Source organism: Nocardioides sp. zg-DK7169 (assembly GCF_013155365.1).
Taxonomy (GTDB): Bacteria; Actinomycetota; Actinomycetes; order Propionibacteriales; family Nocardioidaceae; genus Nocardioides.
Map to the genome: position 1 here is coordinate 202,198 of NZ_JABJRA010000007.1, position 12,811 is coordinate 215,008.

At 72.0% G+C, this 12,811-nt stretch carries 12 protein-coding genes; 5 read left to right on the forward strand and 7 right to left on the reverse strand.

The window, feature by feature from the left end:
- Positions 1–59 precede the first annotated feature (59 nt).
- Entirely contained in the window at positions 60–2,621 is a 2,562-nt protein-coding gene (gene pepN / locus HOQ23_RS13310; protein ID WP_172215083.1) for an aminopeptidase N, read from the forward strand.
- Positions 2,622–2,727: 106 nt separating this feature from the next.
- Here pepN and HOQ23_RS13315 read toward each other — a convergent pair whose 3' ends face one another.
- Positions 2,728–3,114: a DUF5130 family protein gene (locus HOQ23_RS13315; protein ID WP_172215084.1), complete on the reverse strand. Its 387-nt coding sequence runs from the start codon at positions 3,112–3,114 to the stop codon at positions 2,728–2,730.
- Positions 3,101–3,469, reverse strand: a complete 369-nt coding sequence (locus HOQ23_RS13320) for a hypothetical protein (RefSeq protein ID WP_172215085.1) — start codon at positions 3,467–3,469, stop codon at positions 3,101–3,103. Before HOQ23_RS13320 ends, HOQ23_RS13315 begins: the two co-directional genes overlap by 14 nt.
- Positions 3,470–3,648: 179 nt before the next feature.
- Between HOQ23_RS13320 and HOQ23_RS13325 the strand changes: the two genes are divergently transcribed.
- Positions 3,649–4,764, forward strand: a complete 1,116-nt coding sequence (locus HOQ23_RS13325) for a mechanosensitive ion channel family protein (protein WP_253945478.1) — start codon at positions 3,649–3,651, stop codon at positions 4,762–4,764.
- 90 nt (positions 4,765–4,854) lie between these two features.
- On the opposite strand, the gene HOQ23_RS13330 is transcribed toward HOQ23_RS13325, so the two are convergent.
- On the reverse strand, positions 4,855–5,280 hold the full coding sequence (locus tag HOQ23_RS13330) for an OsmC family peroxiredoxin (RefSeq protein WP_172215086.1): 426 nt from the start codon (positions 5,278–5,280) through the stop codon (positions 4,855–4,857).
- A gap of 89 nt (positions 5,281–5,369) precedes the next feature.
- On the opposite strand from HOQ23_RS13330, the gene HOQ23_RS13335 reads away from it, so the two are divergent.
- Positions 5,370–5,753 (forward strand): globin, encoded by a 384-nt coding sequence (locus tag HOQ23_RS13335; RefSeq protein WP_172215087.1) that lies wholly within the window; start codon positions 5,370–5,372, stop codon positions 5,751–5,753.
- Between the two features lie 19 nt (positions 5,754–5,772).
- On the opposite strand, the gene HOQ23_RS13340 is transcribed toward HOQ23_RS13335, so the two are convergent.
- Positions 5,773–6,651, reverse strand: coding sequence for an acyl-CoA thioesterase (locus HOQ23_RS13340; RefSeq protein ID WP_367650492.1), 879 nt, complete (start codon positions 6,649–6,651; stop codon positions 5,773–5,775).
- Between the two features lie 160 nt (positions 6,652–6,811).
- On the opposite strand from HOQ23_RS13340, the gene HOQ23_RS13345 reads away from it, so the two are divergent.
- Entirely contained in the window at positions 6,812–8,026 is a 1,215-nt protein-coding gene (locus HOQ23_RS13345; protein WP_172215088.1) for an acetyl-CoA C-acetyltransferase, read from the forward strand.
- A gap of 77 nt (positions 8,027–8,103) precedes the next feature.
- Positions 8,104–8,592: a MarR family winged helix-turn-helix transcriptional regulator gene (locus tag HOQ23_RS13350; RefSeq protein ID WP_367650493.1), complete on the forward strand. Its 489-nt coding sequence runs from the start codon at positions 8,104–8,106 to the stop codon at positions 8,590–8,592.
- 110 nt (positions 8,593–8,702) lie between these two features.
- On the opposite strand, the gene ettA is transcribed toward HOQ23_RS13350, so the two are convergent.
- The 3 genes from ettA to HOQ23_RS13365 form a co-directional block, all read right to left on the reverse strand.
- The gene (ettA, locus tag HOQ23_RS13355; RefSeq protein ID WP_172215089.1) at positions 8,703–10,385 is read right to left on the reverse strand and encodes an energy-dependent translational throttle protein EttA; all 1,683 of its coding nucleotides are present in this window, start codon (positions 10,383–10,385) and stop codon (positions 8,703–8,705) included.
- 76 nt (positions 10,386–10,461) lie between these two features.
- Positions 10,462–10,917 (reverse strand): single-stranded DNA-binding protein, encoded by a 456-nt coding sequence (locus HOQ23_RS13360; RefSeq protein ID WP_172215090.1) that lies wholly within the window; start codon positions 10,915–10,917, stop codon positions 10,462–10,464.
- A 135-nt stretch (positions 10,918–11,052) separates the two neighbouring features.
- Positions 11,053–12,720: a YfjP family GTPase gene (locus HOQ23_RS13365; protein WP_172215091.1), complete on the reverse strand. Its 1,668-nt coding sequence runs from the start codon at positions 12,718–12,720 to the stop codon at positions 11,053–11,055.
- Positions 12,721–12,811: the final 91 nt, after the last annotated feature.

Below are 12,811 nucleotides of genomic sequence, written 5' to 3' on the forward strand. Positions count from 1 at the left end.
GTCGGTCCGGGGACCCGGCCGGTTCCCCGCGTCGGGAGCACGGTGGCAGGATCGACCTCATGCCTGGAACCAACCTCACCAGGGACGAGGCCGCCACCCGCGCCGCCCTCCTGGACATCACGTCGTACACCGTCGACCTGGACCTCACCACGGGCACCGTCGATCGCTACGACGGCACCTTCGGGTCGACCACCACCATCCGGTTCACCTGTGCCGAGCCCGGTGCCGAGACCTTCGCCGACCTGGTCGACGCCACCGTCGAGTCGATCACGCTCAACGGCCGCGACCTCGACCCCGCCACGGCGTACGCCGACAGCCGGATCGCGCTGAGCGACCTCGCCGCGGACAACGAGCTGGTCGTGCGCGCCCGGTGCACCTACTCCCACACCGGCGAGGGCCTGCACCGCTTCGTCGACCCCGTCGACGACCGGGTCTACCTCTACAGCCAGTTCGAGGTGCCCGACGCCCGCCGGGTGTTCACCACCTTCGAGCAGCCGGACCTGAAGTCGGTCTTCACCTTCAACGTCACCGCGCCGGAGGGCTGGGTGGTCGTCTCCAACGCGCCGACCCCCGAGCCCGAGGCGGCCGGCGAGGGCGTCGCGGTGTGGCGCTTCCCCGAGACCAAGCGGATGTCGACCTACATCACCGCGATCGTCGCCGGCGAGTACCACGCCGAGTTCGACGTCTACGAGGGCAGGTTCGGCCAGATCCCGCTGGGCCACTACTGCCGCCAGTCGCTGGTCGAGCACATGGACACCGACGAGCTGGTGAAGATCACCAAGCAGAGCTTCGCGTTCTTCGAGGAGCAGTTCGACTACCCCTACCCCTTCGGCAAGTACGACCAGCTCTACGTGCCGGAGTACAACATGGGCGCGATGGAGAACGCCGGCTGCGTCACGCTGCGCGACGAGTACCTCCCCCGCAGCCGCCAGCCGCGCTCGTTCTACGAGTTCCGCTGCTCGGTGATCACCCACGAGATGGCGCACATGTGGTTCGGCGACCTCGTGACCATGAAGTGGTGGGACGACCTCTGGCTCAACGAGTCCTTCGCGGAGTGGGCCTGCTACTTCTGCGAGGCGGAGGCCACCGACTTCACCGACGCCTGGACCGGCTTCGCCAACGCCCGCAAGCAGACCGGCTACCGCGCCGACCAGCTGCCCAGCACCCACCCGATCGCGGCCGACAACGTCGACCTGCACGCGGTCGAGGTCAACTTCGACATGATCACCTACGCCAAGGGCGCCTCGGTGCTCAAGCAGCTGGTGGCCTGGGTCGGCCTCGAGCCCTTCCTCGCCGGCCTGCGCCAGTACTTCCGCGACCACGAGTTCGGCAACGCCACCTTCGACGACCTGCTCGCCGCGCTCGAGGCCTCCTCGGGCCGCGAGCTGTCCGGCTGGGCGCAGGAGTGGCTGCAGACCGCGGGCGTGAACACCCTCTCCCCCGTCTTCGAGCTCGCCGAGGACGGCACCTACCGCTCGTTCTCCGTCGCCCAGAGCGCCGACCCGGATTGGCCGACCCTGCGCCGCCACCGCCTCGGCATCGGCCTGTACGACGACGTCGACGGCCGCCTGGTGCGCCGCGAGTACGTCGAGGTCGACGTGGAGGGCGCCAGCACCGCCGTCGAGCAGCTCGTCGGCGCGCGCCAGCCGGCACTGCTGCTGCTCAACGACGAGGACCACGCCTACGCCAAGATCCGCCTCGACGAGCGCTCGCTGGCCACCGTCGTGGACGGCGGGCTGTCGCGTCTCGACGACTCCCTGGCCCGCGCCCTGGTCTGGGGCTCGGCGTGGGACATGACCCGCGACGCCGAGATGGCCGCCACGGACTTCGTGCGCCTGGTGCTGGCCAACATCGCCACCGAGACCGACTCGTGGGGCGTCACCCGCATCCCGACGTACGCCGCCCTGGCGGTCAACGCCTACAGCGCCCCCGAGCACCGCGACGCGCTGCGCGCGGAGTGGGAGGCCGGCCTGCGTGAGCTGGCCCGCACCGCCGAGCCGGGCAGCGACCACCAGCTCACCTTCGTGCGGGCCTGGGCGAACGCCGCGCACAGCGACGCCGCCCTCGACGAGCTCGTCGCGCTGCTCGACGGCAGCGTCACCATCGAGGGCCTCGCGGTCGACCAGGACCTGCGCTGGTGGATCATCACCTCGCTGGCCGCGGCCGGGCGCTTCGGCGAGACCGAGATCCAGGCCGAGCTGGGCCGCGACAACACCATCTCGGGCAAGGAGAAGGCCGCCGCCGCCCGGGTGGCCCAGCCGACCGCCGAGGCCAAGGCCGCCGGCTGGAGCGCGATCCTCGACCCGTCGACGCCCAACGAGACGTCGCGCGAGATGGTGCTCTCGATCTTCCGCCACGGCCAGGACGAGGTCACCGCGCCGTACCTGGAGAAGTACCTCGAGGCCGCCGAGACCGTCATCGACACCCTCGGCTTCCACAAGGCGTCGGTGATGCTGGAGTACGGCTTCCCCAAGCCGCTGGCCTCCCCCGCGCTGCTCGAGCGCGTGGACGCCTGGGTCGCCGGTACGACGGCCCCTCCCGGCGCCGTGCGCTACGCCCGCGAGGGTCGCGCCGACGCGGCCCGGGCGCTCGCGGCCCAGGCCCGGGACGCCCAGGCCTGAGCGGCGCCTGACGCCCCCGCACGCCAACAGGGCGGCGACCACCTCGGTGGTCGCCGCCCTGTGGCGTTGCGGGGGAGCGGGAGCGCGTGACGCGTCGTGCAGCGGCTCAGCGCGAGTGCAGCATCCGCGGGGAGCGGGCGTGCTCGGCGAGCAGGGCGATCCCCGCCCGCAGGCCGTCGGCCAGCTCGTCCGCGGCGAACGCGCGCTGCATGGACAGCGCCGCCAGCTCGACCTCCGCGTCGCTGAGGGTGCGGCGCACCCACCCGCCGGTGACGATCTCCAGCACGCGGCGCTGCGGGTCGACCATGATCAGGATGCTGCGCGCGGGCGCGACGAGGGTGTTGTGCAGGCTCGTGGCGAACTCCCGGGGGTCTCCCTGGGAGTTGCCGACGAAGACCGAGAACTCGACCCGTGAGTCGACCTCCGCCTGGCGGATCGTCGACTCGAGGGCGAGCAGCTCGCCCCGGGTGAAGACAGGGTCACCAGCGGGCACTGGCTCCACCGGCTTCGGAGCTCTCGCCGTCGGGGGCCGCGAGCTCGGCGGTGCCCTCGCGGGGGCCACCGATCCACTGGTTCTCGATGTGCGGGGCGCCCGGCGTCAGCCGCTCGCCGCGGATGATCGCGGGCAGGTAGCACAGCAGCGTGATCACCAGCGCCATGCCGACCGGGAGCAGCACGAAGAGGAGCACGGCGGTCCAGGTGTCGACCGCTTCGGGGTTCGACCAGCCCTCGGGCACGTCGGCACGCGCCGGGCCGGCGATCGCGAGGAGCGCCGTGGTGGTCAACAGCACGACGGAGCTCCGGCGCACGAGGGTCGAACGACGGGAGGGCACGGTCTGGGTGGTCACGAGGTCGAGGATATCGGCTCCGGTTCCGCGGGTCGCCACGCCCTCCGCCCAAGCGCTCCCCCACCCACTTCCGCACCCGGCCGGACCGGCCCGGGAGGCGGCCGCACGGGCGCCCGCCGACCCGCAGGACCATCTCGACGACTCGGAGAATCCGCCGTCCGGTCTGGATACTGAGGCCCATGGCCCTCCTCCAGACGACCGACACCTGCGCCGAGGACCAGACGGTCTGCAACACCGTGCTGGACATGACCCACAACGACACCGTGGCGGAGGTCTCCGACCTCATCATCGGCAAGCCGCTCGCGATCACCGCACTGGTCGTCCTCGCGGTGATCATCCGCTGGATGCTGCACAAGGTGGTGAACCGCCTCGTCGCCGGCGCCGAGGACGGGGTGATCCCCCAGCACGTCGGCCGCGCGCTGCGCCGCGGCGCCCCCGCACAGCCCAGCGCCAGCGAGCTGATCGCCTCCACACGGCGCGTGCAGCGCGCGAAGACGATCGGCGACCTGTTCAAGAGCATCATCACCGGCGTCATCGTGGCCGTCTTCGGCACGATGATCCTCAGCGAGCTGGGCGTGAACATCGCGCCGATCATCGCCAGCGCCGGGATCATCGGCCTGGCGCTGGGCTTCGGAGCCCAGTCGCTGGTCAAGGACTTCCTGTCCGGCGTCTTCCTGATCGTCGAGGACCAGTTCGGCGTGGGCGACGTGGTGGACATCGGCGAGGCCAGCGGCACCGTCGAGGCGGTCAGCCTGCGCATCACCCGGCTGCGTGACCTCGACGGCACCGTCTGGTACGTGCCGAACGGCGAGATCATGCGCGTGGGCAACATGAGCCAGAACTGGTCGCGTGCCGTCGTCGACGTGAGCGTTGGGTACGGCGAGGACCTCGCCCGCGTCAAGGACGTGCTCCGCGACATCGCCCACGACCTGTGGCAGGACGAGGACTTCGGCTCGGTGATCATCGAGGAGCCCGAGGTGACGGGCGTGGAGATGCTGGCCCCCGACTCGGTCAACCTGCGTGTCCTCATCAAGACCTCACCGCTGGAGCAGTGGGCGGTCGCCCGCGAGATGCGCCAGCGCATCAAGTCGCGCTTCGACCACGAGGGCATCGAGATCCCCTTCGCCCAGCGCGTCGTGTGGCACCGCGAGGAGAAGACGGCCCGCGGCCGGGCGGACCTCGCCGACCCGCGCCCGGGGGACCCCGGGTTCGGCGGGGACCCGGCGCGGGACTCCCACGGGGCCGGGCCCGACGACGGCGCCGCGACCGGCGGGCAGCACCGCCGCGGCCACTGACGCCGAGGGCGACAGCCCCCGCACACGACGCAGGGCCCGGACCGAGTCGGTCCGGGCCCTGCGTGTGCGTGCTGCTGTGCCGGTGAGGGCTCAGGCGAGCGAGGCGTCCAGGGTGATCGTGGTCCCCGCGAGCGCCTGGCTGACCGGGCAGCCGGCCTTGGCGGCCTCGGCGAGCTCGACGAACTTCGCCTCGTCGATGCCCTCGACCTGGCCGACGACGGTCAGCTTGATGCCGGTGATGCCGGTGCCGGGGGTCAGCTCGACCTCGGCGGTCGTCTTGAGCGACGTGGCCGGGGTGTCGTTCTTGGCCAGGCCGTTGGAGAAGGCCATCGAGAAGCACGACGAGTGCGCCGCCGCGATGAGCTCCTCGGGGCTGGTCTTGCCGTTCGCGGCCTCGGCCCGCGAGGGCCAGGACACGTCGTAGGTGCCGATGCCGGACGAGTCCAGCGTGACCCTGCCGGAGCCCTCGAAGAGGGTCCCTTCCCAGTTGGTCGTCGCCTGACGGGTGGTAGCCATGTGCGGATCACTCCTCGTGGATCGCGTACGGGTCTTGGGTTGGCGAGTCTTGCACGCCGATGGCGAGCCGCCGACCGGGCGGCGGCAGAATGGACCGCGTGAGCACCTTCTACGACGACATCGGCGGCTACGACACGATCACGAGGATCGTGGCGAAGTTCTACGAGGGCGTTGCCGGGGACGAGGTGCTGCGCCCGATGTACCCCGAGGAGGACCTCGGCCCGGCCGAGGTGCGCTTCCGCGACTTCCTCGTGCAGTACTGGGGCGGCCCCTCCACCTACTCCGAGCAGCGTGGCCACCCGCGCCTGCGGATGCGCCACGCGCCGTTCCGCGTCGACCCGGTGGCCCGCGACCACTGGCTCCAGCACTTCCGCGCCGCCCTCGACGACGCCGACCTGACCCCCGAGCAGGACGCGCAGTTCTGGGACTACGTCACCCACGCGGCGCAGTTCATGGTGAACACGTTCGAGTGAGGTCCACCCGGGGGCCGGCTCAGACCGAGGCGACCCGGGTACGCGCGGCGTACTTCTCGACGACCTCGCGGTACTCCTCCGGCGGCGCCGCGGAGCGCTGGGTGGCGACGTCGAAGAACACCATCACCACGCGGGCGCGGGCCAGCACCTGCTCGCCGTCGCAGATCTCGGACTCGATGACCATCGACTTGGTGCCGAGGTGGGCGATCGTCGACCACACGTCGTAGGCCTCGGGACGGAACAGGATCGGGACCTTGTAGTCCACGTCGGTCTGGGCCACGACGACCGAGACACCGGCGGTGTCCACCCCGGCGTCGCGCACCATCTGGTCGACCAGCCAGATCCGCGCCTCCTGGAGGTACTCGAAGTACTTCACGTTGTTGACGTGGCCGTAGACGTCGACGTCGGAGAAGCGCACCCGCACCGGGTAGTGGCCGCCCTCGGTGTGCGGCACCGGGAGGATCTGCGGGGAGGCCGGCGGCGCGTCCTCGCGGAACCGCTCGAGCACCGCCTTCTCCTCCGCGGTGAGGCGACGCGGGCGCTCCTCGGCGAAGACGTAGGGCGAGAGCACCGTCGTCGCGCGCAGGTAGACCGTGCGCCCGCCGTCGTCGCGCGGGTGGAAGACCTCGTAGGCCATCGTGAAGCTGGCCGCGCGGATGTCGGTCACCCAGCACTCGATGCTGACCGGGCGGAACCCGAACATCAGCGGCGCCAGGTAGGTCACCTCGTGGCGCGCGACCACGATCCCCTCGACGAGCCCCTCGGTCGAGCGCAGGTCGTGGGTGCGCAGCATGTCGACGCGCGCCTCCTGCAGGTAGTCGACGTAGGTGACGTTGTTGACGTGTCCCAGCAGGTCCAGGTCGGCCCAGCGCATGGGGCACTCGTAGAGGTGGCGCACGCGGGCGATGGTGCCAGAGCGCCACGCGCCCGGAGCACCGTGCCGGGCCGGTCCCCGGCGTGACGTGGTCCTCGTCACGCCGGCCCCCTGGCGCGCTGGGCACATCTGCGTAGGGTGTTCAGCCAGACGCCGTCGTCACCCCCGACCGCAGGAGGCACCCATGCCCGAGGCCGTCATCGTCGCCACCGCCCGCAGCCCGATCGGCCGGGCCAACAAGGGCTCGCTCAAGGACCTGCGCCCCGACGACCTCGCCGCGACGATCATCAGCGCGACGCTCGACAAGGTCCCCGCCCTCGACCGCACCACGGTCGACGACGTCTATCTCGGCTGCGGCCTGCCCGGTGGCGAGATGGGCTTCAACATGGCCCGCGTGGTCAACGTCCTCAACGGGATGGACACCGTCCCGGGGGCGACCCTGACCCGCTACTGCGCCTCCTCGCTGCAGACCACCCGGATGGCCTTCCACGCGATCCGCGCCGGCGAGGGAGACGTGTTCGTCTCGGCCGGCGTCGAGACCGTGTCCCGGTTCCGCAACGGCACCTCCGACCACATCCCGCACACCCAGAACCCCGTCTTCTCCGACGCCGAGGCCCGCACCGAGCAGTACGCCGCGGGCGGGCACGACTGGCACGACCCGCGCGAGGAGGGCGACCTGCCCGACATCTACATCGCCATGGGACAGACGGCCGAGAACGTCGCGCGGATGCGCGGGCTCTCGCGCCGCGAGCTCGACGAGTTCGGGGTGCGCTCGCAGAACCTCGCCGAGAAGGCCATCGCCGACGGCTTCTGGGAGCGTGAGATCACCCCGGTGACCACCCCCGACGGCACGGTCGTCACCCAGGACGACGGGCCGCGCGCGGGCGTCACCTACGAGGCGGCCGCCCAGCTCCAGCCGGTGTTCCGCCCCGACGGGGTGGTCACGGCCGCGAACTGCTGCGCGCTCAACGACGGCGCCGCGGCCGTCGTGGTCATGTCCGACACGCGCGCCGCCGAGCTCGGCCTGACCCCGCTCGCGCGGATCGTGTCGACGGGCGTCTCGGCCCTCTCCCCCGAGATCATGGGCCTGGGCCCGGTCGAGGCGACGCAGCGCGCCCTGGCCAGCGCCGGCATGAGCATCGGCGACATCGACCTGGTCGAGCTCAACGAGGCCTTCGCCGCGCAGGTCGTGCCGTCCTACCAGGACCTCGGCATCGACCTGGACCGGCTCAACGTCAACGGCGGCGCCATCGCGGTCGGCCACCCGTTCGGCATGACCGGCGCCCGGCTCCAGGCGACCATGCTCAACAGCCTGGAGTGGCACGACAAGAGCACCGGCCTGATCACGATGTGCGTCGGCGGCGGACAGGGCATGGCGCTGGTCCTCGAGCGGCTCTAGGACCCGGGCGGCGCGGGCTCGTCGCCGCGACGCACGAACGGCGTCGTACGGGTCGGGCAGGGCATACACTTCCGCGCGTGGCTGACCAAGAGATGCGCTGGCTCGACGACTCCGAACAGCGCTCCTGGCGGGCGCTGCTGATGGGCGTCACGTTGCTGATGGACCGTCTCGACGACGACATGCGCGAGAGCTTCGACCTCTCGATGGTGGAGTACGAGATCCTCGTGCGCCTCTCCGAGAGCGACGGGCGGATGCGGATGGCGCGGCTCGCCGACGGCCTCGCGCACAGCCGCAGCCGGGTGACCCACACGATCAAGCGCATGGAGGACGCCGGGCTGGTACGCCGCGAGGCCTCCGCCGAGGACGGGCGCGGCATCGTCGCCGTGATGACCCCCGCCGGTCGCAACCTGCTGGAGCGCGCCGCGCCGGTGCACGTCCAGGGGGTGCGCGACCACCTGGTCGACCTGGTCAGCGCCGAGGACTTCGCCGCCGTGGGCCGGGTCATGAACACCGTGGCCGACCACCTGGTCGGCGCCCACCCCGAGCGGGAGATGCGCGAGCTCTGAGGCACCCGCCGCCCCGGCCACGGTGCGGATCCCGACCCGGACGAACCCAGACGGGCCCCCTCCACCTGGTGGAGGGGGCCCGTTCGGCGTTCAGCGGAGCGGCGGGCCGCTCAGTCGCGGGTCAGGCGACGATGGGTGACGCGGTGCGGGCGCGCGGCGTCGGGGCCGAGGCGCTCGACCTTGTTCTCCTCGTAGGAGGCGAAGTTGCCCTCGAACCAGAACCACTTGCCGCCGTCCTCCTCGTCGCCCTCCCAGGCGAGGATGTGGGTGGCCACGCGGTCGAGGAACCACCGGTCGTGGGAGGTGACCACGGCACAGCCCGGGAAGTCGAGCAGCGCGTCCTCGAGCGAGGACAGGGTCTCGACGTCGAGGTCGTTGGTCGGCTCGTCGAGGAGCAGCATGTTGCCGCCCATCTTCAGCGTCAGCGCCAGGTTGAGGCGGTTGCGCTCACCGCCGGACAGCACGCCGGCCTTCTTCTGCTGGTCCGGGCCCTTGAAGCCGAACGACGCGACGTAGGCGCGGCTGTTCATCTCGAAGTTGGCGACCTTGATGAAGTCCAGGCCGTCGGAGACGACCTCCCAGACGTTCTTGTTGGGGTCGATGCCGCCGCGGCTCTGGTCGACGTAGGAGATCTTCACGGTCTGGCCGACCACCAGCTCGCCGGCGTCCGGCTCGTCGTTGCCGGTGATCATCCGGAACAACGTGGTCTTGCCGACGCCGTTGGGGCCGACGACGCCGACGATGCCGGCGCGGGGCAGGGTGAAGGAGATGTCGTTCCACAGCACCCGGTCGCCGAAGCCCTTGGTGAGGTGCTTGGCCTCGAGCACCACGTCACCGAGGCGCGGGCCGGCCGGGATGTTGATCTCGGCGGTGTCGATCTTGCGGGCCTTCTCCGCCTCGGCGGCGAGCTCCTCGTAGCGGGCCAGGCGCGAGCGGCTCTTGGTCTGGCGGGCCTTGGCGTTGGAGCGGACCCACTCCAGCTCCTTCTCCAGCATCTTGGCGCGCTTGGCGTCCTTCTGGCCCTCGATCTTGAGCCGGTCCTTCTTGGTCTCCAGGTAGGTGGAGTAGTTGCCCTCGTAGCCGTGGATCGAGCCGCGGTCGACCTCGGCGATCCATTCGGCGACGTTGTCGAGGAAGTACCGGTCGTGGGTGATCGCCAGGACGGCGCCCGGGTAGCTCTTCAGGTGCCCCTCGAGCCACTGCACGGACTCGGCGTCGAGGTGGTTGGTGGGCTCGTCGAGGAGCAGCAGGTCGGGCTGCTGGAGCAGCAGCTTGCACAGCGCCACGCGGCGGCGCTCACCACCGGAGAGGTTGTCGACGAGGGTGTCCGGCGGCGGGCAGCGCAGGGCGTCCATCGCCTGGTCGAGCCGGCTGTCGAGGTCCCACGCGCTGGCGTGGTCGAGGTCGGTCTGCAGGTCGCCCATCTCGGCGAGCAGCGTGTCGAAGTCCGCGTCGGGGTTCGCCATCTCCTCGGAGATCGCGTTGTAGCGGTCGAGCTTCGCCTTGATCTCCCCGACGGCCTCCTCGACGTTCTCGAGGACCGTCTTGCCCTCGGTCAGCGGCGGCTCCTGCTGGAGCATGCCGACCGTGGCCTCGGGGTCCTTGATCGCGTCGCCGTTGTTGGGCTGGTCGAGGCCGGCCATGATCTTCAGCAGCGACGACTTGCCCGCGCCGTTGGGGCCGACGACGCCGATCTTGGCGCCGTGGAGGAACGAGAGGGTGACGTTGTCGAGGACGACCTTGTCGCCGTGTGCCTTGCGGACGTTGCGCAGGGTGAAGACATATTCGGCCATGGTCCCCGAGCCTAGATGCTCCGGCGCCCGATCGCATGACCGGGGTGGTCCCCGATCGGGGCCGGAGCGGCCCGTCCTAGGCGGCCGGCGAGCGGTCCTCGACGGCGGCCTGCTGGCCCCTCCCCACGAGGTCGTCCGGCTCCGCGCCCGCGGCGCCCTCGGGGTCGGCGGACCGCGGCGTGCGGGCGAACCGGGTGGTGCCGCGCGCGAGGTCGTGGCCGACCGAGGTCGCCTCGACCTCGAGGCTGGTCACCTCCTCACCGGCCTGGTTGGTCCAGGTGCGGATCTCCAGGCGCCCGTGGACGACGACCGGGTCCCCGCGGCGCAGCGAGCGGGCGCAGTTGTCGCCGAGCGCACGCCAGGCGTTGACGGAGTACCACTGGGTGTCCCCGTCGACCCAGGAGTCGCTGCGGCGCTGGTAGCGGCGCGGCGTGCAGGCCACCCGGAACGAGGCGACCTGGGCCTCGCCCGCGGCTCGGAGGGTCACGTCGCCGCCGAGCCGGCCGCGAAGGGTGATGACGGTGTCGTGCATGGGGTGGCTCCTTGCCTCGGTGGATGGCTTGCACCACCGAGGCTCGGGCGCACCGCGGACATCGAGGGTCCGCGACCCACGGCCCTGGGGACGAGGCGTTCGGCCGCCGGCCTGTGGACGGCCCGCGGCCCCGGGTCAGTCCCGACCGAGCGCCGTGAGGACCCCGCGGCGCACGCGCACGCAGGCCTGCTGCTCGGTCTCGATCGGGCCGACGACGAGCTCGCGGGCGACGCTCGAGACGGCCCCGCGCAGCCGGTCCTCGGCCTCGGCCGCGCGCTTGCGGGCGGCACCGGCCACCAGGCTGCGGCAGACCAGCCCCAGCAGCACGCCGAGCAGCAGCCCGGCCGCGAGCACCAGCCACGGCACCGGGATGCCGGCGAGGTCCGGCGCGTCCCCGGTGGCACCGGTCGCGGAGAGGATGCCCCACACCGCGCCGCCGACGGCGCCGAGCAGCAGCAACCACTGCAGCACCCGCACGGCGCCGACCCAGCCGGGCAGCCGGCCGGCGCCCAGGTCGGTGGCGGCGAGCGCGGCGTCGAGACGGTCCGCGAGCACCGGGATGTTGGCGACCGGCTGACGGCGTACGGCGCCGGCCCAGGCGTGCGACATGCCCTCGGAGGCGACGTCGACCAGGGCGCGGACCTCGGTGTCGACGCGGGTGCGCTGCACCGGCGCGGTCGCGGGCTGGCCGGGCTGCTCGCCGCTGAGCGCGGGGCCGGCCTCTCCCAGGTCGAGGCCGAGCTTCTTGAGCGGATCGGGGCGCAGCAGGCTGACCCAGGACACGACCGGCCAGCCGGTCGCCCGGGCGGCGCGCAGCCGGGTGGAGCGCTCGACGGCGTCCACGACCGTGGGCACGCCCGCGGCCTCGACCAGGGCGTCCTCGAAGGCCGCGACCCGGGCCGGCGGCAGCGCCGTGGGCTCGGTCGTGCCACTGGCCGCCTCGAGGCGCTGGGCCATCGCGGCGACGTCGGCCTCGATGCGGGCGCGGGTGGCCTGCTTGCCCTCGACGCGGCGGCGGATCTCGGCGCGCAGCTCGTCGATGCCGATGCCCTGGCGGGCGCTGACCGGCACGACCGGGACCCGCTGGAGGCCGTCGTCGTCGAGCAGGCGGCGCACGTCGGCGACCAGGGACTCGCGTCGCTCCTCGGGCACGGAGTCGATGTGGTTCAAGACGACGAGCATGACCTCGTCGTGGGTGCGCAGCGGCTCGAGGTAGCGGTCGTGGATCGCCGCGTCGGCGTACTTCTGCGGGTCCAGGACCCACACCAGCAGGTCGGCGTGCGAGACCAGCCGGTCCACCTCGAGGTGGTGGCTGACCTCGGTGGAGTCGTGGTCGGGCAGGTCGAGCAGCACGACCCCGTCGAGGCTGTGGTCCTCGCGGCGGGTGTCGAGCATGGAGTCGCGGGTGGTCTGGTGCCGCTCGGGGATGCCGAGCCAGGCCAGCAGCTCGCGCGCGCCGTCGCTGCCCCACACGCAGGCGGTGGCCCAGGAGGTGGTCGGGCGCCGGACGCCGACGGCGGAGAGCTCCAGGCCGGTCAGCGCGTTGAACGTCGAGGACTTGCCGGACCCGGTCGCCCCCGCGATCGCGACGACGGTGTGGTCCGCCGAGAGCCGGGTGCGCTCGACGGCGTGGTCGACCGCGGCGTGCGCCTCGGCCACCAGCGTCGGGTCGAGGCGACCCTCGGCGGCGGTGGCGGCGGACTCGAGGCCGGCGATCCTGGCAGCGGTGCCCGAGCCGGTCGCGAGTGCTGCGGCGACCCGCTCCTCAGCCCGGTCCTGGGGCTCGTCCAACGACGACGTCATCTTCTCCAACTCTGTCCTGCTGCTCGGGCGGGGCCCGGGGTGGAAGGACCGGCGTACGCACGGTCCCGGTGAAAGCCTAGGGGTTGACCAG

What these genes read in the sequence shown, in the direction of transcription:
- HOQ23_RS13330 (WP_172215086.1), bottom strand. Translation starts at nt 5,280, where the DNA reads ATGGCTACCACCCGTCAGGCGACGACCAACTGGGAAGGGACCCTCTTC.
- HOQ23_RS13325 (WP_253945478.1), top strand. Translation starts at nt 3,649, where the DNA reads ATGGCCCTCCTCCAGACGACCGACACCTGCGCCGAGGACCAGACGGTC.
- HOQ23_RS13365 (WP_172215091.1), bottom strand. Translation starts at nt 12,720, where the DNA reads ATGACGTCGTCGTTGGACGAGCCCCAGGACCGGGCTGAGGAGCGGGTC.
- HOQ23_RS13345 (WP_172215088.1), top strand. Translation starts at nt 6,812, where the DNA reads ATGCCCGAGGCCGTCATCGTCGCCACCGCCCGCAGCCCGATCGGCCGG.
- HOQ23_RS13360 (WP_172215090.1), bottom strand. Translation starts at nt 10,917, where the DNA reads ATGCACGACACCGTCATCACCCTTCGCGGCCGGCTCGGCGGCGACGTG.
- HOQ23_RS13335 (WP_172215087.1), top strand. Translation starts at nt 5,370, where the DNA reads ATGGACCGCGTGAGCACCTTCTACGACGACATCGGCGGCTACGACACG.
- pepN (WP_172215083.1), top strand. Translation starts at nt 60, where the DNA reads ATGCCTGGAACCAACCTCACCAGGGACGAGGCCGCCACCCGCGCCGCC.
- ettA (WP_172215089.1), bottom strand. Translation starts at nt 10,385, where the DNA reads ATGGCCGAATATGTCTTCACCCTGCGCAACGTCCGCAAGGCACACGGC.